Below are 18,052 nucleotides of genomic sequence, written 5' to 3' on the forward strand. Positions count from 1 at the left end.
GGCCCTAGTGCATGTACAGGCCGCCGTCGACGTTGAGCGTCTGGCCCGTGACGAACCCGGCGTCCTCGCTGATCAGGTACGCGATGGCGGCAGCGATGTCCCGCGGGGTGCCGATGCGCGGGAGCACGCCGTCGGCGGCCATCTCGGCCTTCCGCTCCTCGGACAGGGTGCCGCCCATGATGTCGGTGTCGATCGGACCGGGGGCGATCGCGTTGACCGTGACGCCGCGTGGGCCGAGCTCGCGTGCCAGACCACGGGTGAGGCCGATCACGCCGGCCTTCGCCACCGTGTACGGGGTCTTGCTGAAGGTGCCGCCGCCGCGCTGGGCGGAAACCGACGACAGGTTCACGATGCGCCCGTAGCCGGACCGCACCATCGACTCCGCCGCCCGCAGGCTGGCGAAGTGCACGCCGTCGAGGTTGATCGACAGCACACGGTGCCACTCCCCCTCGGGCAGGTCGAGGTAGGCGTGCGCGGAGGAGACCCCGGCCAGGTTCACGAGCGCGGTGATCGGCCGGAGTTCGGCCTCGATCGTGTCGAAGGCCCCACGGACGGCGGACTCGTCGGCGACGTTCGCACCGACACCGACGGCCCGCACACCGTGCTGTTCGCGGATCTCGGCGGCGACCTGCTCGCTCGCCGTCTGGTCGAGGTCGACGATCCCGACGTCCCATCCGGCCTCGGCCAGGTGGTGGGCGGTGGCGCGGCCGATGCCCCGCGGTGAGGCGGCCCCGGTGAGGACGACGGTGCGGGTCTGTTCGGTCTGGGGGTTCTGCGTGCTCATGGTTCGTGCTCCGGGCTCAGTGGATCGGTGCCGGGCCGAGCTCGTCGAGGAGCTTCTGCATCGCGACGTACGCCTTGTTCCGGTAGGCGACGAGCTCGGGCGTGCGGTCGGCCGGCACCTCGAGGTACCCGGCGCCCGACTTCGTGCCGAGCTCACCGGCGTCGACGTGCTGCTGCAGCGACGGCGGGGTGGCGAAGCGCTCGGGCCAGCGGGTCTGCAGCGACTCGAAGCAGAAGGCGTAGACGTCGAGCCCTGCCATGTCGGCGATCGCGAACGGGCCGAAGAACGGCAGGCGGAACCCGAACGTGGTGCGCACGATGGTGTCGATGTCGTCGGGGCTCGCGATGCCCTCGTCGGCGATCTTCGTGGCCTCCTCGAACAGCGCGTACTGCAGGCGGTTCAGGACGAACCCGGTCGAGTCCTTCACCCGTGCCGACTGCTTGCCGGTCGCGGCGACGACGGTCTCGCCGACCTCGATCGCGTGCTCGTTGGTGGTCGGGTGCGGGATGAGCTCGACGCCGGGGATGAACGGAGCCGGGTTCGAAAAGTGCACGCCGAGGAACCGCTCCGGGCCCACGACGGCCTCGGCCAGCGACTCGATCAGGATCGTCGAGGTGTTCGAGCCGATCACGGCGTCGGGGCGGGCGGCCTCGCTGATGCGGCGCAGCGTCGCGTGCTTGATCTCGAGCTTCTCCGGCACGGCCTCCTCGATGAAGTCGGCGTCGGCGACGGCGGCCTCGATCGACTCGGCAGCGCTCAGGTGTGCGCGGACCCGTTCGACGGCGTCCTCGGGGAACAGCCCGTCGGCGACGAACTGTGCGGTCTCGCCGAGCAGTCGCTCCAGGTTCTGCTCGGCGATCTCGGCCGAGACGTCGGCGATCCGGACGGTGTGGCCGGCGAGGGCGAGGACCTGGGCGATCCCGCCGCCCATGTAGCCGGACCCGACGACGGCGATGTCGAGGGTGCTCATCGGATTGCTCCTTCGGTGCTGGTTGCTGCAGTCGGGGTCGCCGTCGCGTCGAGCTTCGTCGTCGCGAGGACGGATCGGATGTACTGCTGGTTGGTGGCGCAGACGCCGAGGCTGTCCCCGCCGTACTGCTCGGTCATGACGATCCCGCGGAACCCGTCGGCGACGGCGTCGCGCAGGACCTGGCGGTAGTTGATGAGGCCCGTCTCCATCGTGCTCGGCGCGCTCGTCGCCCAGCTCCCGTCGCCGGCCTCGTCACGCGTGTAGTTCTTCACGTGCAGGTAGTTGGTGTGCGGCATGGTCTTCGCGAAGAGCTCCCGCCAGTCCTCGACGGGACGGTGCAGGCGGATGAGGTTCGCGACGTCCGCGTTCAGGCCGACGTTGTCGAGCCCGATCTCCTCGACCAGGCGGACCGCGCTGTCGGCGGTGCCGAGGTACGTGTCCTCGTACAGCTCGAGCGCCATCGGCAGCCCGACGCTCGCAGCGTGCTCGCCGAGCTCCCGCAGTCGCTTGACCGCGGCGTTCCAGACCTCGGCGTCGTCGGGGTCCTTCGGACCCGGCGCCGTCCAGAACCAGAGCGCCCGCTTCTGAGCGTCGGTGAACGGCTGGTGCAGGCCCGTCGAGAACACCTGCATGCCCCACTCGGCCGCCGCGTCGATGGTGCGGTGGGCGTACGCGAGGTTCTCGTCCTCGTGCCCGGGCTGGATGACGCTCTTGCGCTGCAGGTGCACCGACGGGATCCCGATGCCGTGCGACTTCGCGACGGCGAACAGCTCGTCGCGGCGCGAGGCTTCGAGGTCAGCGGGCCGGATGTGGCTGTCGGCGAGTTCGGCGAGCGAGAAGCCGACGGCCTCGATCTGCCCGAACACCTCGTCCCACACCTCGGCGGGAGCGTCGTGGAAGGCCGTCCCGTCGCGGGTGACCTGCGCGAACCCGTGCAGGCACGCGGCGACCGGCCAGGTCTCCGACGTCCAGGTGGTGGGGTCCCAATCCTGGTCGACCCAGTCCTGTGGAGTGGTCACGGAATGCTCCCTTGCATGTCGTGGTGGTTCAGCCTTGAACCTCTTTCCTATAGGAAAGATACTCGCACGACGCCGGAACGCAACCCCTCCGCCTCAGCTCGTGTGGGACGCGTCCGCGCGCGAACGCAACCGGACGGCGTCGATGTGGAGCCGCATCGCGGCGACGGCCGACGTCGGGTCCGCAGCGAGCGCCTCCAGGATGGCCCGGTGTTCCTGGACCGCACGATCCGTGTCGTCCCCGCCACCCTCGACGATCTGCCGCATGCGGTGCACGCGCGTCGTGATGATCTCGGACATCTCCTCGAGGAACGGGTTCCGTGTCGCGTCGAAGATCAGCTGGTGGAACTGCCAGTCGCTGCGGAAGAAGCGGGCCATCAGCTCTTCCGGCGCGTGCGCAGCACCGACGGAGGCGACCTCGGCGGCCACCGCAGCCTGCTCGTCGAGCGCTGCTGCCAGTCGCTCGCGCAGGCCGCCGACGTCGCCGCGGGCCGCGAGCTCGACCGCGCCGCTCTCGACGATCAGCCGGGCGTCGAACAGTGCCTCGAGCTGGTCACCGGCCAGGGGCGGGGAGACCCGGTAGCCCTTGTTCGCTTCACGGGTGACGAGGCCGGTGCGTTCGAGTTGCACCAGGGCTTCGCGGACCGGGGTCGGCGAGACCCCCAGCGAGCGAGCGAGGCCGTCGATCGACAGCCGCATGCCCGGTTCGACGTCGTGGCCCATCAGGACCTCGAGCACCCGGTCGTAGACGCGGTCACGCAGGCCGAGCTGCGTGATGCGCTCCGTCCCGAAGCCGGGCATGGTCGTGGACATGGGTCGATCCTAGAGAATCCACGACTCGGGCTGAGTGCGAGGGCTCCGACCAGGCTGCGCTGCCATCGGCCCCCCACTCTTGCGAAATCGACTCACCCGCATGATCGGGCTCACGATGGACTTGCTCGCAGACATTGCGGCCTTCCAGTCCCCTTCACCTGATCGACCATGCGCCCTTGCCCCGACACGACGCCCGAATGTCGTGGTTTCTCCGTCAAAGGCCGCTCACGTCCTAGTTCGTCAGGACAAGGAGGATCAGCGCCACCCCGTCGATCAACGCGACGATGATCCCACTCCAGAACCATCGCCCTCCGGCTCCGCGATGGAGCTTTCCGTCGCGCCATCCTTCTGTGGAAATTGTTCGCTGGACACCCACTCCAACGAGCACCAGTGCGCCGACTGCAATAACCAGCAGGACTGTCCATGTGATCCAAAAGCCCGACATGTTGCGGCCCTCCTAGCCACGCGGCAGGTACTTGATCAGCTTGCCGGCGATGCCACCGCCGAAGCCTCCAATAGCCCCGCTTACCGTTCCTTCGAGTGCCGCCTGCCCATAGTTATCTCCACCTTCAACTGCTTCCTGGGCGATACCGCCAAAACCTCCGAACACTCCACCCAAGACCACTCCACCCACCAAGCAACCGATTCCTGCGGTTGACGCGCAAACTGCGGCGGTCCCGACGGCAGCGATTGTCGCCACACCCGCATTGACGGCCGCTCCCCCGACGCTACGACCCGAGGAATCTGACTTATTGATGGGGTCAGCTCCCGCGAACGCGTAGCGGTTGGCATTACTCGGGCTGAGGGGCGCGTCGAGAGTGTCACGTTCGATCCACCCGCCCGTGACGCTGGACTGCCAGCGGTACCCGAACTTGGTGAGCCCGTTGTCGGTGCTGGACGAGCGGAGACCACTCTTGAACCCGTAGGGGTTCTGCTTCCACTGCGCGCTGTCGCCGCCGACGGTGACGGTTTCGACGCCGTACGGGTCGTACGAGACGGTGTACGCGGTCTTGCCAGTGTCAGCGATCGCGGCGACAGGGTTGCCGGTGCCGTCGATGACCCACATGCTCGTGGTGCCGTCGGTGGTCTGCAGGTCCAGCGGCTGCCCCGTGCCCGGGTCGCTGATTTGCCGGTGCTATGCAACGCTATATCTCGGTGAGCACCCAAACCATCAGCGATGCTTAGTGCGACTTGGGAACGCTAAGCCTATCGCAAAATATCCGAGGAGAGCAGCACTCACTACGGCTAGGGAGCCACGCCATAAACTACCCTCTACGAAAGAAAGCACAGCGTAAATTCCAATGATCACGGCCGCTACGCCCATCACCCCAGCCACTAACTTCTGTTCGTTTTTACTTCGTGTCCTGTTGATGATTCACACCCCTATTATCGCAGCTGGTCCGAGAACGGGTTCTGGCACGGAGCTACGTAATCACTCTGCCAACGATATCCCGAAGCCCTGTCAGCATCTACTGCGGCGTCGCACTCGGCTGTCTGCGCGAATGCATCCTCGCAGGTGGCAACAGCTCCAGCACCACCGGCTACGAGCGACTTCCATCCGGATACCGGGGCTGTAGCAATACCCGCGGCACATCCCAGGCTGGTCCAGAACCGGGAAGCAGCGCCTGTTGGATCTGTGAGATTGATCGGGTCCAAGCCTGCGTAGCCATACCGATTAGCGTTAGTCGGTTCGAGCGGTGCGTCGAGGGTATCGCGTTCGGTCCACCCACCGATGGTGCTGGACTGCCAGCGGTACCCGAACTTGGTGAGCCCGTTGTCGGTGCTGGACGAGCGGAGACCACTCTTGAACCCGTAGGGGTTCTGCTTCCACTGCGCGCTGTCGCCGCCGACGGTGACGGTTTCGACGCCGTACGGGTCGTACGAGACGGTGTACGCGGTCTTGCCAGTGTCAGCGATCGCGGCGACAGGGTTGCCGGTGCCGTCGATGACCCACATGCTCGTGGTGCCGTCGGTGGTCTGCAGGTCCAGCGGCTGTCCCGTACCCGGGTCGCTGATCACAGACGCGGTTCCGGTGCCGGCGACGGTGCGACTGGTGATCACGGGGACACCGTTGGAGTCGGACGTGCCATACGTGTAGTCGTACTCGGCTCCTCCGTCGGTGACCTGCGAGAGCAGCTTGTTCATGTCGCTGCCGGCGTACTCGTAGCGGGTGGTGACACCGTCCTTCGTGGAGGACGTCATCTGCTGCGCGCCGTTGTACGTGAATGTCTGCCCGGGCGCCTTCACCATGTTGCCGACACCGTCGTACGCATACCCGTCAGACGTGATCTGCCCGGCGGTGTTGTAGGTAAGCGTCTGCGACGACGTGACATCGCCGCCGCGCTTGGCGGTGAGCCGGTTCCCGGCCGCGTCGTACGTGTACGCCCACGTGATGTTCCTCGCACCGCCGGCCTGCGCTGCCTTGGTGAGGCGGCCGTTCGAGTCGTACGTGTACGTGGTCGTCTGCTGGGTGATGTTGTCCTTGACCCACTGGATCCTGTCCGTGGCGTTCGGGCTCTTCGTCGCCGAGCAGTCACCCCCGGCGTCGATACCGGTGATGTAGCAGTACGTCAGGCTCACGACGGACTTGGACGGGTCGTCGGCGTCGACGGCGCGAACACCGGTGACGTGGTCGGACACGCCGTAGGTGATCGTCTGGTGCGCCTGCCACGACGTCGGGTCCTTGGTCGGATCCGAGTTCTCGACAGCGCCGAGCCAGGTGTCCGTGCGGCGGCCGTGGTCGTCGTTCTTGTAGACCTGCTTCGCCGTGCCGCCGTTCGCGGTCGGGTAGGTGGTGCGGGTCAGGACGTTGGCGACGTCGTAGTCGTGCGTGACGGTGCCGTGGGCGTCGATGACCTTGGCCGTGTTGCCGGCGAGATCGTAGCCGTAGGACACTGTGCCACCGCCTGCGGTGTTCGCCGTCGAGGTGAGCCGGTTCCGCTGGTCGTAGGTGTTGGTGATGGTGCCGGTCGCGGACTGCTCGGTGAGCTGATTGCCGTTGCCGTCGTAGGTGTTCGTCACCGTTGCGGTGCCGTCATCGAACGCGGTCGTCAGGAGCCGGTCGTCGTTGTCGTACGTGTACGTCGTGACGCCGCCGTCACCGTCGGTGTGGTTCTTCACGCGGCCGAAGTCGTCGTAGGAGTACTTCTGCTCCCCGACCGTGTTCGCCGGCGCCGTGATCGCCAGCAGCTGGTCGTGGGTGTCGTACGAATACGTCGTCTTCCGGTCACGGTCGCTGTCGCCGGGAGCCGTCGCGGACTTCACCGCACCCCACGCATACGGGTCGGTGCCCTTCTTGTTGTACTCGAGCTCTGCCTTCGCCGCCTCCGGACCGGAGCCGCCCGTGGCGGTCGACGTTCGGTTGCCGGGGCCGTCGTAGCCGTAGTTGGTCTCATTACCCGAGCTGTCGGTGACCTTTGACGGCAGGTAGGCAGCCGATCCGGAACCGTACGTCGCCGAGTTCTTCGTGCCCGCGCCGGACTCCGACTGCGTCAGCGACTGCTCGTTGTTCGCCCCGTAGGTGTTCTTCGACGTCGATGCGCTTGCGCCCGCGCCGACACTCGAGTTCTCGACGCCGTTGTTCGTGGACTTGTAGGAGCGGGACTGTTCCCGCTTCGCGGCGTCGACGACGTTCGTGACGAGATCGTTCCCGTCGAGGGTGTAGTTGGTGTACTTCGTGTCCGCCACAGCGACCGACTGATCGGACCGCGGGTCAGCAACCAGCGTGGTGGTGTCGTCCTTGAACGAGAACCGCGTCACAGCGGTCCCCGGCGAGCCGGCAGTGGTGTTGCGCTGTTCGACCTTCGTGACCCGGTCGGACGAGTCGTACGTGAACGCCGTCACGCCACCCTCGGGCGCCGTGATCGAGGTCAGGTTTCCGCTGGTGTACGCGAACGTGGTCTTCTTGCCGAGCGCGTCCGTGTACGTGGTGATGTCGCCGGTGCTGTTCTTCGTCCACGACACGCTCCGCGAGCTCGAGCCACTGGTCTGCGAGAACGTCTGCACACCGTTGGCGTACGACGAGTTCGCCGTCCGGGCCCCGGTGACACCCGCGGTCGAGACGAGGGACTTCAGGGTGAAGCCCGGCTCGTCGGAGTTGAAGCTGATCTGGTTCTTGTTCCGGTCCACGATCGAGGTGGGCTGACCCGCGAGGTTGAAGTGCGTCGTCGAGTTCGACGTCCACCCCTTCAACGTGTACTCGTGCGTCGTGCTGTTGTCGACGCGGGTCAGGGTCTGCTGCAGACCAGCCGGGCTGGTGAAAGCGCCCTGCGCCCCGGACGGACGGAACTGCCACGTCGTCCCGACGGCGTCCGTGTAGATGACACCGTCGGCGTTCGCGGTGAGGTCCCCAGCGCCGGCGAGGGCGTACTGCCACCGGTTCGCGTCCATCGTGTTGGTGTCACCGACGGTGGTGCTGCGCGAGTTGTACGCGGCGCCGATCGTGGTGTTCTCGGTCACTCCCGGCAGGCTCATCGCAGTCGTGCTGACCAGAAGGTTGCCGGTGCCGACGTCGACGGACGCGTTGGTCTGGTCCGTGATCGGGAACGGGAGTGTCGTCGCCGAGGTTCGTTTGCCGGTCCGGTTCGTCTCACCCGGGCCGCCGGGCAGCGAGTTGTACGCACCCTGCAGGTCCACGAGGTAGTCCATCGCCCCCTTGCCCATGTTCTTGATGCGGATCTTCCCGTTCGCCCCCATCGGAGCGACCACGGTGTTCGACACCTTCGAGGTCTTGTCACTGCTGATCGCCGACGAGGTCGGCTCAGCCGCACCATCGGCCCACATCTTCGCGTACGAGTCCGCACCGCTGTCGTTGACCGCAGTGAACGTCACCGCGGCAGCCGACAAGCCGCCCTCAACGGTCGGGGCGCCCTGGACGCCACCGACCTGCACCGTGAACGAGGCACCCGAAGCGATGCTCGCGGTCTTGCGGGTGTCGATGAGGCGACCGTTCAACGGGGTGAAACCACCGCCCGGGTTGGACTTGAGGAAGTAGCCCTGGATGTCGACGACGAGGTCGATCTTCCCGCCCTCCGCGGCGGTGTCGATGCTGAACTTCCCGTCGGCGTTCAACGCGACCTGCGCGTTCATCGCCGTCTCGAGGTCCTCATTCGAGTTGTAGTTGAGGACGCCGGTGCTCCGGGTCTCACCGGTGGGCGTCGGACGGACGTAGCCGGCCTTGCCCGATCGGTTGATGACGATGATGTTCACCGCGACCGCCGCGGCACCCTCGGGGATGCCGTTCGAGCCCGTCGCCTGGATCGTGCGCTGCGAACCCGCGGGGATCTGCCCCTGCGCGCCACCGATCCCGCCACGAGAGTCGAGCACGCGCGACGGGGACATCGCCACGAACCCACCGGCCGAGACACCGTTCTTCGTCGACGTGTAGTAGCCGGTGATGTCGATGATGACCTTCGACTGCGCCGTCTCGGTCCGCACCTGGATCGTGCCGTCGTCCGCGACCGCGAGCAGCCCGGTGTTCGACCGGTTCCCACCGACACCGGAGTTGTAGATCATCAGCAGCGTCGTCGTGTCGGCATCGTCGGCACGCATCTGCAGCTGCCCCGACCCCTTCGGGTCAGCGACCGTGACCATCATCGTCACGGCGCCGATCCCCGACGACGGGAGCCCGGCGGCTCCGGCGATCTTCACCGTGCGGAACGTCCCTGCCGACGTCGCACCTTCCAGCACGCGGGCGTTCGAAGGCATCGGCACGTACTGCCCGCCCGTCCCGGTCACCACAGCCTGTGCCGGTGTCGGCTGCGACACCACCACCAACAACGAACCCAGCAGGGCGACCAACGCCACCACCGCCAGCATCACTCCACGAACGCGACCGGACCACGACGCAGCGAACACGCTCAAGAAACCCCTCTTGCGGCTGCTGCAGCTCACCAGTCCCTGCGACGGTGCTGTGCAGCCACACAGCACGTTACGGAGCTTCGCTCACGCATGCTCCCCCACATCGGGGGGTCGATAGTTGCATGATGGAACCGATAAGACCGGCCCAGAAACACCGGGGTTCCGCGCCCCCAAGGCGCCGGACTCGGAACGGTGATCTTCACGGGTACTGCAACGATCCGCGCGATCCGGACACCGGACGCGGGCTGCAGCCTCCCGAGCTGTCGGAGCAGGACGGTAACGTGCCGCCATGCACTGGGGGGACACCGGACTCGATGACGACCAGATCGCGTTCGTGCAGCAGACGCTCCCCGATGCCGTCGTCGTGGCCGATGACTCGTGGGGGCTCCTCGACACCAGGGTCCTGCACATCCGCGCTGGCGACGACGGCTTCACCGTGAAGGCCTCCGGCCCGACCAACACCCACTTCCCCCGCGAGCTCGAAGCGCACCGCACCGCCACCGCCGCGCTCCGAGCGAGCGGGGACACCGGTGCCCTCGTCGCGGCGAACGAGGAGCACCGCGTCCTCGTGCTCGAACGCGTCCCCGGGCACCTCGCCCTCGGGACCCCGGACGAGCACGATCCAGACGTCCACCGTCAGGCCGGCGCAGTGCTCCGACGACTGCACGACCAGGACACCCGCCATGACCCGACGTTCCTGCAGCACGAGCAGGCGAAGGCACTGGCCGCCCTCGACGCACCGCACCGGATCCCGGACGAGGTGGTCGCCCGCGCACGAGCGGCCCTGCGCGCACTCCCGACCGACCGCACGACGCAGTCCCTCGTCCCGACCCACGGCGACTTCCACCCGCGCAACTGGATCGTGGACAACGACGCCCGCGACGCCCGCGACGACCACCACCGCAGGCTCCGCGTCATCGACTTCGGCCGGTTCGGCTGGCGCCCCGCGTCCTTCGACCTCACCCGCCTCGCGGTGCTGCACTGGCAGCACGATCCCAGGCTCGAAGCGGCGTTCTTCGACGGGTACGGCGACGATCCGCGCACTCCGGACGCGTGGCGCTGGCTCCAACTCCGCGAAGCAGTGGGGACGGCGACCTGGGCCTACGCGGTCGGCGACGAGGGCTTCGAAGCCCAGGGCCACGACATGCTCCAGGGTGCCCTCGCCGCGTTCTGACCCGTCAGACCGGAACGCAGCTCACGGCACCCGCACGAACCGCGGCGCCCCACGGTCCCGCAACCGGAAGCCGAGGTGCTGGTAGAGCCCGATCGCACCGGTGTTCCCGGCGGCCGCGTGCATCAGCGGGGTCTCGCCCCGCTCCCGGATCCCGTGCGCGACGGCGAGCACCAACCGGCGCCCGAACCCCTGCCCCCGGTACGCGTCGTCCGTGCACACCGCGCTGATCTCGGTCCACCCCGGCGGGTGCAGGCGCTCCCCCGCCATCGCGACGAGCCGTCCGTCCCGCCGGATGCCCAGGTACGTGCCGAGCTCGATCGTCCGCGGCAGGAACGGCCCGGGCTTCGTCCGCTCGACCAGGGCGGTCATCTCCGGCACGTCGTCGGGCGTCAGCACGACGGCTTCGTCGTCCGGCGCACCCTCGATCGCCTCACCGGTCAGCTGCACGCCGCCGGCACCCTCGACGAGGTCCCACCCCTCGGGCAGGACGGCAGCCGCACCGACGCCGAGCATCCCGCCCGACCCGAGCAGCGCCCGGACGTCCTCCCAGTCCTGCGCGGTCGGCTGTGCGGGGATCCCCGTCCACACCGACACGTCCGTCTGGTAGCGGACGACGTCGCCGCGCCGCTCGGCGAACCGCGCGTGGTGGCTGTTCAGTGCGGCCATCGCGGGGGCGTCGAGCATGCGCGTCGGGGTGCCGTCGTCGGCGATGGTCAGGTCGAGGGTCCGGAGCGCCTCGCCCCGGGAGTCTCCGCCGCGGAACCCGAGGTCCTCGATCCGCCGACGATCGCCGTCCGCCCACCCGGCGGTGTCCGCGACCACGCCCGAGGCGTACTGGTTCGTGGCACGGTGGACGACCTGCTCGACGTCCGCTGCCGAGGCCACGAGGACCTCTCCGGGTCGCGTCAGATCAGTGGTCGTCATCCCACCATTGTCCGCCCGCGGCGAGCGCCGCCGGCGCATCGTTGCACCCGGTGACGGCACGGTGCGAAGTTGACCACCCGGTGCGAGGAAACAAGCTCGCACCGAGCGTGCAACCTCGCACCACGAAGAACCCGCGCGCGCACCAGACCAGCACCGAGCACCCCGCCCCGCCAGGCCTCACCCCAGCCGCGCCGCCACGAACTCCACCATCCGCCGCACGAGCAGCGCCTGCGACGCCGCCCGCCGGTACTCGTGCCCCTCACCCTCGAGCTCCAGGTACTCCACGTCGTGCGCCCGCTCCCGCAGCGCCGCGACCACCTGGTGCGCCTCACCGATCGGCACGTTCGTGTCGAGCTCCCCGTGCACGACGAGCAACGGCGCCGTGACGTCGTCGATCGCCCGCATCGGCGACAGGGCCGCGAGCAGGGCTTCGTCCTCGACGGGGTGGCCGTACTTCGTGGCGGCAGCGGCCGCGATCCACGGTTCGGTGTCCCGGTAGAAGGTCGCGAAGTCGCTCATCCCGCACACCGCGACCCCGGCCGCGAACACGTCGGGCGTGAACGCCAGGGACGCCAAGGTCGCGTACCCGCCGTACGAGCGCCCCTCGACGGCGACCCGGGAGCGATCGGCGTACCCGTTGGTCACCAGGAACCGCGCGCAGTCGACGACGTCGGCGAGCGCGTTCCACCGCAGCGCCAGGTCGTCGGCGTGCACGAACTCGTGACCGTACCCGGAGGACCCGCGGATGTTCGGCGCGAACACGGTCACCCCGGCGGCGGCGAGCGCCTGGTGCTGCGGCGAGAACGTGGGGCGTTCCTGCGACTCCGGTCCGCCGTGCAGGTGGACGAGCGCTGCGCGGCCGGGAGGCCCGACATGCGTTCCGACGTCGGCTCCCGCCACCGACGCGGTCGGCTCCACGGCCCGGTACAGCCAGCCGGTCAGCTCCAGTCCGTCACGGGCGGCGAACCGTTCGAGCGTCGGCTCGACCAGCTGCACGTCCGGCAGCGCGGGGACGTCGGTGACCCGGCTCCAGGTCAGCGCGTTCGTGTCGAGCCGCCAGAGTTCGCGCGGACGGGTCGGCCCCTCGACGGCGAGCAGGACGCTCCGGCCGTCGCGGCTGAGCACGGGGTCGGTGACGACGTACCCGGGCAGGTCCGGCACGGGGGTGCGCGAGGCGTCGTGCGTGTTGATGAGGTCGAGTTCGCTGCGACCGTCGACGTTCCAGACGAGCAGCACGGTGCGGCCGGCGTCGTCGGCGTCCAGGTACTCGAGCTCGGCGTCGTCGCGCTCGACGATCCGCCGGGGTGTGCCGCGCCAGCCGTGCGGCCCGACCGGCTGCGCGACGAGTCCGCGGCGGGGCAGTCCGGCCTCGGTGGCGACGTAGGCGACGAGCGGGCTGGTCTCGCTCGCGGGCGAGGGCCGCAGGAACGCGATCTCGGCGGACCCGTCGGGGTCGTCCGCGAACAGGGCGTGGCTCTCGTCGGTCAGCCGGTCGACGACGACCACGAACTCCTGGCCGCGCTGCCCGTCGCTCAGCACGACGAGCCGTTCCTCCACTGACAGGTCGAGGATGTGGATGAGCTCCCCCACGGCCAGGTCGTCGCGGTCGCCGCTGACCGGGTCGACCAGGTACGCACGGGCCGGCTGCTCGGGCTCGGTCGAGGGCAGGGTGATGACGACCCGGTGGCCGCTGCGGCTCCACGGCCCGAGTTCGGCGTGCTGGTACCGCGAGCCGGCGATCTGCGCGGCGTCGGTGCCGTCCGGCCGCACCACCCAGACCTGCTGCTTCACGCCGCCGTCGGTCGCGATGGCGACGGCGAGCCACTCCCCGTCGGACGACCACGACACCCGGATCACGGGGTCGTCGGACAGCGCGATCCGCACCGGTTCCGGCAGTTCACCGTCGACGACGACGTCCTGCACGAAGACCTCGGGGGTGCCGTGCCGGTCGCTCACGAACGCCACGCGCCGGGCGTTCCGGGTCATGGTCGGTCCCCACGACCCCCAGGCGGCGGTGAGCTGCGCACCCAGGCCGGCCGCGGCCCTGGTGGTGACCGACGGCTCGACGGTGGCCGACGACGCGACGCCCTGCGCGCCTCCAATCCGGACGGCACCCACGGTCACCGCACCCCCTGCTGCTGCAGCCACATCTCGATCAGGCCGAGCTGCCAGAGCGCGTTCGCGCCGATCGCGGTCCTGGTGCTGTTCGGGTCCTGCAGCATCCGCTCGACGGTGGCGGGGTCGAAGAGCCCGCGCTCCCGCGCCTCGGGGGCGTGCAGCGCGTCCCGGACGCGCTGCAGGTACGGACCCTCGAGCTGCCGGATGGCGGGGACCGGGAACGAGCCCTTGCTGCGGTCGATGACGGCGTCGGGCACGATCCCGCGCGAGGCGCGCTTCATCACGCCCTTGCCGCCGTCGGTGAGCTTCATCGACGGCGGGATCGCGGCGGCGAGCTCGACGAACTCGTGGTCCAGGAACGGCACGCGGGCCTCGAGCCCCCACGCCATCGTCATGTTGTCGACGCGCTTCACCGGGTCGTCGACGAGCATGATCGTCGTGTCGCTGCGGAGCGCGGCATCCACGCTCGTCTCCGCGCCCGGCCGTGCGAACTGGCGGTCCACGAACGCCGACGGGGTGTCGTCGTCGCTCTTCCACCGCTCCCCGAGCAGGCCCTGCAGCGCCGGCCACCGGCGGTCCATGAACACGGAGCGGTAGGCCTCGGCGGCCTGGTCGCGCGGCACGTCGGCGAGCGGCGGGTACCAGTCGTAGCCGGCGAGCACCTCGTCGGCGCCCTGGCCGGACTGCACCACCTTGACGTGCTGCGAGACCTCCTGCGACAGCAGGTAGAAGGCGACGCAGTCGTGGCTGACCATGGGCTCGCTCATGGCGGCGACAGCACCGTCGATGCCGTCGAGCAGCCGCGACGAGGGGATGTGGATGCGGTGGTGGTCGGTGCCGAAGTGCTTCGCCACCTGGTCGGAGTACTCGAACTCGTCGCCGGATTCACCGCCCGCCGCCTCGAACCCGATGCTGAACGTGGCGAGGTCCTGCTGCCCGGCCTCGGCGAGCAGCCCGACCACGAGCGAGGAGTCGATCCCACCGGAGAGCAGCACCCCGACGGGGACGTCGGCGACCATCCGGCGCTCGACGGCGGTGCGGAGCGAGCCGATGAACGCCTGCTCCCAGTCCCGCTCGGACCAGTCGGACTTGGCTGGGTCGCGCTCGAAGCGCGGCTCCCAGTAGACGGTGTCGTGTGTGGTGCCGTCGGGGTCGATCACGCGGACGGTCGCGGGCGGGAGCTTGCCGACGCCGGCCAGGATCGTGCGGGGTGCGGGGACGATCGAGTGGAAGCTCATGTACGAGGCGAAGGCGACGGGGTCGATGGACGTGTCGATGCCCGACCCACCGTCTCCCGCAAGGATCGCGGGTAGTGACGAAGCGAACCGGAGCCCGCCGGGGACGGGCGCGACGTAGAGCGGCTTGATGCCGAGCCGGTCCCGCGCCAGCACCAGTCGGCCACTGCCGTGCTCCCAGATGGCGATGGCGAACATCCCGATCAGGTGGTCGACGAACGCGGTGCCCCACTCGGCGTACGCCAGGGCGATGACCTCGGTGTCCGACGTCGACGCGAACCGGTGCCCCTTGCCGTGCAGCTCGTCGCGGAGTTGCACGTAGTTGTAGACCATCCCGTTGTAGGCGATCGTCAGCCCCGCCTCGGCCAGCACCATCGGCTGCGCGCCCGCGGTGGACAGGTCGACGATGGACAGCCGTCGGTGGCCGAGCGCGACCGGGCCGCGAGCCCACAGGCCGTCGCCGTCCGGGCCGCGGTGCGTCATGCAGCCGGTCATCCGGGCGACCGCCCCGACGTCCGGCGCTCGGCCGTCGAAGCGGATCTCACCCGCGAGTCCACACATCAGCGCTCTCCCTCGGTGTCCGCCGGGGCGTTCCCGACGATCCACGTGTCCTTCGCGCCGCCGCCCTGCGACGAGTTGACGACCATGCTGCCCTCGGGCGCGACGCGCGTCAGGGCCACGTCGGCCAGGTGCACGTCGTCCGGTCCGGTCCCCGTCGCGTACACGAAGGCCCGCAGGTCCACGTGCCGAGGGTCGAGACCGGCGGGTCCGATCGTCGGGTGCGAGGACAGCTGCACCACCTCCTGCCCCACCCACCCGGCGGGGTCGGCCGCGATCTCGCGCCGTCGCTCGGCCACCTCGGGGGCGCTCGCGCTCGGTCCGATCAGGACCCCGCGGCCGCCCTCGCCGTCGACCGGCTTCGTGACGAGTTCCCCGACGCGGTCCAGGACCGACAGCCGTTCGACCTCGATGCTCGTGCGGTACGTCGGCACCGATGCCAACAGGGGTTTCTCGTCCAGGTAGTACCAGATCAGGTCCGGCACGGTGACGTACATCGCCTTGTCGTCGACCAGCGCGTTGCCCGGCGCGTTCGCCAGGTAGACGCGTCCTGCCTCCGCCGCGTCGAGGATCCGCGCACCGAGGTCGGGAGCGTGCTCCGCCGTCAGCGCGCTGACGTCGCGGTCGATCCGCAGGTACAGCCCGTCGAGCACGTCACCCGTCGTCGCGTCGACCACGCGTCCGTCGCGGACGTCCAGGTCGGACCCGGACACCAGGCGCAGCCCGGCCCCGTCGGCCAGCCTGCGGTGCTCGAACCACGCGCCGGCGGCGGGGCCGTCACTGACCAGCGCGATCACCGGGTCGGTCGCGCCCGTCACCGCGGTGGTGTTCGCGCAGAGGGTCCGGCGCAACCGGTCGGTCACGCCGTGCGGATCGCGCAGGTTCGCCGGCCGCGGGGCGTCCGGCACGACGTCGTCCATCAGCTCGCGCAGGGCGATGCCGTACGCGACGCCCGAGGGCGAGCGGACGTTGTCCTCGAGCACCCGCCAGCCGCCGAACTCGTTGCGCACCAGGTCGAACCCGAGCACCGGCGCACGGACCGCGGTCGCCGGCAGCCGCGTGGCGTCCGGGTCCCAGCCCTTCGCACCGACGAAGTGGTCCGCGTCCAGCACGCCGTCGGCCACGATCCGCCGATCGCCGTACGCGTCGCGCAGGAACAGTTCGATCGCGCGGGACCGCTGCCCCAGGCCACGCTCGAGCTGCGACCACTCGTACGCGCTGATCGTCCGGGGCACCAGGTCACAGCCGAACGCCTGCGCACCGCCGTCGACCACGAAGCCGACCTGGTGCTCGCGGGTCCAGGCGTCGCGGGCGGTGCAACGATCGATCGCGGTCTCGGCGTCCCAGCCGTCGAAGAAGGCAGCCAGGTCACGGAACGCCGGTCGGGGTCGCGCCCCGGGGCCGACCGCCTCGTCGCCGGCACGGACGCGGTACCCGGGGAGCGGGACCACCGGGTCCTCGTCGCGTCCGGACGGCAGCCCCGCGGTGTCCTCCACCACCAGGGCGACGACGTCGTCGATCTCCCCGCGCTCGGCGTACGCGGTGCGCTGCCGATCGGTGGAGTTGCCGCGGGCCAGGGTGGCGTCGAGCAGCTCCGTCACCGTGCCCCAGTCGCCGAGCTCCTCGAGCTCCGGGCGCAGGCGGGACACGAGCTGGCGCACCGCGACCTCGGCGGGCAGGCGTTCGGGGTGCTGCCCGAGGCCGACCAGCTCGCCGCTCAGCCCGGAGCGGGCGGCCTGCCACATCGCCGCACGGTGCAGCGGTTCGCTGCGCGGGTGCCACTCGGCGCCGGACACGACCGACTTCTCGGCCTTGCGCACGGCGGCGCGGAAGAGTCCGGCGATGAGCACGGCGTCGTCCACCACCGGGGTCGCGTCGCAGACCCGCAGCTCGAGCGTCGGCGCGTGTGACGACGGCCGGACGTCGAAGTAGGCCATCTTCTTGTCGGCGATCACGCCCGAGGCGATCAGGTCGTCGAGCACCCGGTCGTACTCGGCGGCGTCCTCCACCGGGCCGAAGCTGCCGGCCGACGGCCACCGCTGCCAGATGATGCTCCGGAACGAGGCGTACCCGGTGTCCTGCCCGTTCCAGAACGGACTCGACGCACTCAGGGCCAGCAGCACCGGGAGCACCGGCGCCACCCGCTGGGCGATCAGCACCGCCAGGTCGCGGTCGCTCACCCCGACGTGCACCTGCAGGCCGCAGATGAGCTGCTCGTCGACGAGCATCCGGTACTGCTCCTGCATCCGGCCGTACCGCCCGCCGGCGCTCAGCTCGAAGTCGGCGTACTCCGACCTCGGCGCGGTGCCGACGGCGGCGATCGTGACCCCGGCCGGGGCGATCGCGGCACTGAGCTCGCTGCGCAGGTCGACGATCACCCGCCGCAGGTCGTCGAGGGTCCGCACCACCGGGGTGTTCGTCTCGATCGTCGTGCGCTGCAGCTCCGCGCCGAAACGGTCGGTGGGCAGCTTGGGCAGAAGGCGGGGGGCCTTCGCGGAAAGTCGGCCGGACTCGAGGTCGATGAGGTGCAGCTCTTCCTCGGCGCCGAGCGTCAGCTCTGCACTCATGGCTGGAACCTACGCGAGACGCCCGTGCCGTGTC

11 protein-coding genes are annotated in these 18,052 nt (G+C 69.6%); 1 reads left to right on the forward strand and 10 read right to left on the reverse strand.

Translation table 11 applies throughout. From position 1 onward, the window contains the following. Positions 1-4: 4 nt before the first annotated feature. The 6 genes from ITJ50_RS03085 to ITJ50_RS03110 form a co-directional block, all read right to left on the reverse strand. Positions 5-784 (reverse strand): SDR family NAD(P)-dependent oxidoreductase, encoded by a 780-nt coding sequence (locus ITJ50_RS03085; protein WP_194589892.1) that lies wholly within the window; start codon positions 782-784, stop codon positions 5-7. Between the two features lie 16 nt (positions 785-800). Further along, on the reverse strand, positions 801-1,754 hold the full coding sequence (locus ITJ50_RS03090; protein WP_071404415.1) for a 3-hydroxyacyl-CoA dehydrogenase family protein: 954 nt from the start codon (positions 1,752-1,754) through the stop codon (positions 801-803). Continuing rightward, on the reverse strand, positions 1,751-2,773 hold the full coding sequence (locus tag ITJ50_RS03095; protein WP_194589893.1) for a sugar phosphate isomerase/epimerase family protein: 1,023 nt from the start codon (positions 2,771-2,773) through the stop codon (positions 1,751-1,753). The genes ITJ50_RS03090 and ITJ50_RS03095 overlap by 4 nt, the downstream gene beginning before the upstream one ends. A 93-nt stretch (positions 2,774-2,866) precedes the next feature. After that, complete coding sequence (locus ITJ50_RS03100; protein ID WP_042538033.1) at positions 2,867-3,583, reverse strand: GntR family transcriptional regulator; 717 nt, start codon at positions 3,581-3,583, stop codon at positions 2,867-2,869. Between the two features lie 457 nt (positions 3,584-4,040). After that, positions 4,041-4,649, reverse strand: a complete 609-nt coding sequence (locus tag ITJ50_RS03105; protein ID WP_031260109.1) for an RHS repeat-associated core domain-containing protein — start codon at positions 4,647-4,649, stop codon at positions 4,041-4,043. A gap of 320 nt (positions 4,650-4,969) precedes the next feature. Then, positions 4,970-9,232, reverse strand: a complete 4,263-nt coding sequence (locus ITJ50_RS03110; RefSeq protein WP_194589894.1) for an RHS repeat domain-containing protein — start codon at positions 9,230-9,232, stop codon at positions 4,970-4,972. 499 nt (positions 9,233-9,731) lie between these two features. On the opposite strand from ITJ50_RS03110, the gene ITJ50_RS03115 reads away from it, so the two are divergent. After that, entirely contained in the window at positions 9,732-10,616 is an 885-nt protein-coding gene (locus ITJ50_RS03115; protein WP_140448641.1) for an aminoglycoside phosphotransferase family protein, read from the forward strand. A 21-nt stretch (positions 10,617-10,637) separates the two neighbouring features. Here the strand turns inward: ITJ50_RS03115 and ITJ50_RS03120 are convergent, their stop codons facing one another. The 4 genes from ITJ50_RS03120 to ITJ50_RS03135 form a co-directional block, all read right to left on the reverse strand. Then, the gene (locus ITJ50_RS03120) at positions 10,638-11,540 is read right to left on the reverse strand and encodes a GNAT family N-acetyltransferase (RefSeq protein WP_194589895.1); all 903 of its coding nucleotides are present in this window, start codon (positions 11,538-11,540) and stop codon (positions 10,638-10,640) included. Positions 11,541-11,717: 177 nt separating this feature from the next. Continuing rightward, positions 11,718-13,688: a S9 family peptidase gene (locus ITJ50_RS03125; protein ID WP_323749875.1), complete on the reverse strand. Its 1,971-nt coding sequence runs from the start codon at positions 13,686-13,688 to the stop codon at positions 11,718-11,720. Continuing rightward, positions 13,661-15,454: an N-acetylglutaminylglutamine amidotransferase gene (locus ITJ50_RS03130; protein ID WP_194589896.1), complete on the reverse strand. Its 1,794-nt coding sequence runs from the start codon at positions 15,452-15,454 to the stop codon at positions 13,661-13,663. The genes ITJ50_RS03125 and ITJ50_RS03130 overlap by 28 nt, the downstream gene beginning before the upstream one ends. Next, positions 15,454-18,018 carry a carboxylate--amine ligase/circularly permuted type 2 ATP-grasp protein gene (locus ITJ50_RS03135; protein WP_194589897.1) on the reverse strand — a complete coding sequence of 855 codons (2,565 nt, stop codon included), beginning with the start codon at positions 18,016-18,018 and terminating at the stop codon, positions 15,454-15,456. Before ITJ50_RS03135 ends, ITJ50_RS03130 begins: the two co-directional genes overlap by 1 nt. Positions 18,019-18,052: the final 34 nt, after the last annotated feature.

Origin of the sequence: Curtobacterium sp. VKM Ac-2889, from assembly GCF_015350855.1 — a bacterium.
Lineage (GTDB): Bacteria > Actinomycetota > Actinomycetes > Actinomycetales > Microbacteriaceae > Curtobacterium > Curtobacterium poinsettiae.

What these genes read in the sequence shown, in the direction of transcription:
- ITJ50_RS03085 (WP_194589892.1), bottom strand. Translation starts at nt 784, where the DNA reads ATGAGCACGCAGAACCCCCAGACCGAACAGACCCGCACCGTCGTCCTC.
- ITJ50_RS03090 (WP_071404415.1), bottom strand. Translation starts at nt 1,754, where the DNA reads ATGAGCACCCTCGACATCGCCGTCGTCGGGTCCGGCTACATGGGCGGC.
- ITJ50_RS03100 (WP_042538033.1), bottom strand. Translation starts at nt 3,583, where the DNA reads ATGTCCACGACCATGCCCGGCTTCGGGACGGAGCGCATCACGCAGCTC.
- ITJ50_RS03105 (WP_031260109.1), bottom strand. Translation starts at nt 4,649, where the DNA reads ATGTGGGTCATCGACGGCACCGGCAACCCTGTCGCCGCGATCGCTGAC.
- ITJ50_RS03115 (WP_140448641.1), top strand. Translation starts at nt 9,732, where the DNA reads ATGCACTGGGGGGACACCGGACTCGATGACGACCAGATCGCGTTCGTG.
- ITJ50_RS03120 (WP_194589895.1), bottom strand. Translation starts at nt 11,540, where the DNA reads ATGACGACCACTGATCTGACGCGACCCGGAGAGGTCCTCGTGGCCTCG.
- ITJ50_RS03130 (WP_194589896.1), bottom strand. Translation starts at nt 15,454, where the DNA reads ATGTGTGGACTCGCGGGTGAGATCCGCTTCGACGGCCGAGCGCCGGAC.
- ITJ50_RS03135 (WP_194589897.1), bottom strand. Translation starts at nt 18,018, where the DNA reads ATGAGTGCAGAGCTGACGCTCGGCGCCGAGGAAGAGCTGCACCTCATC.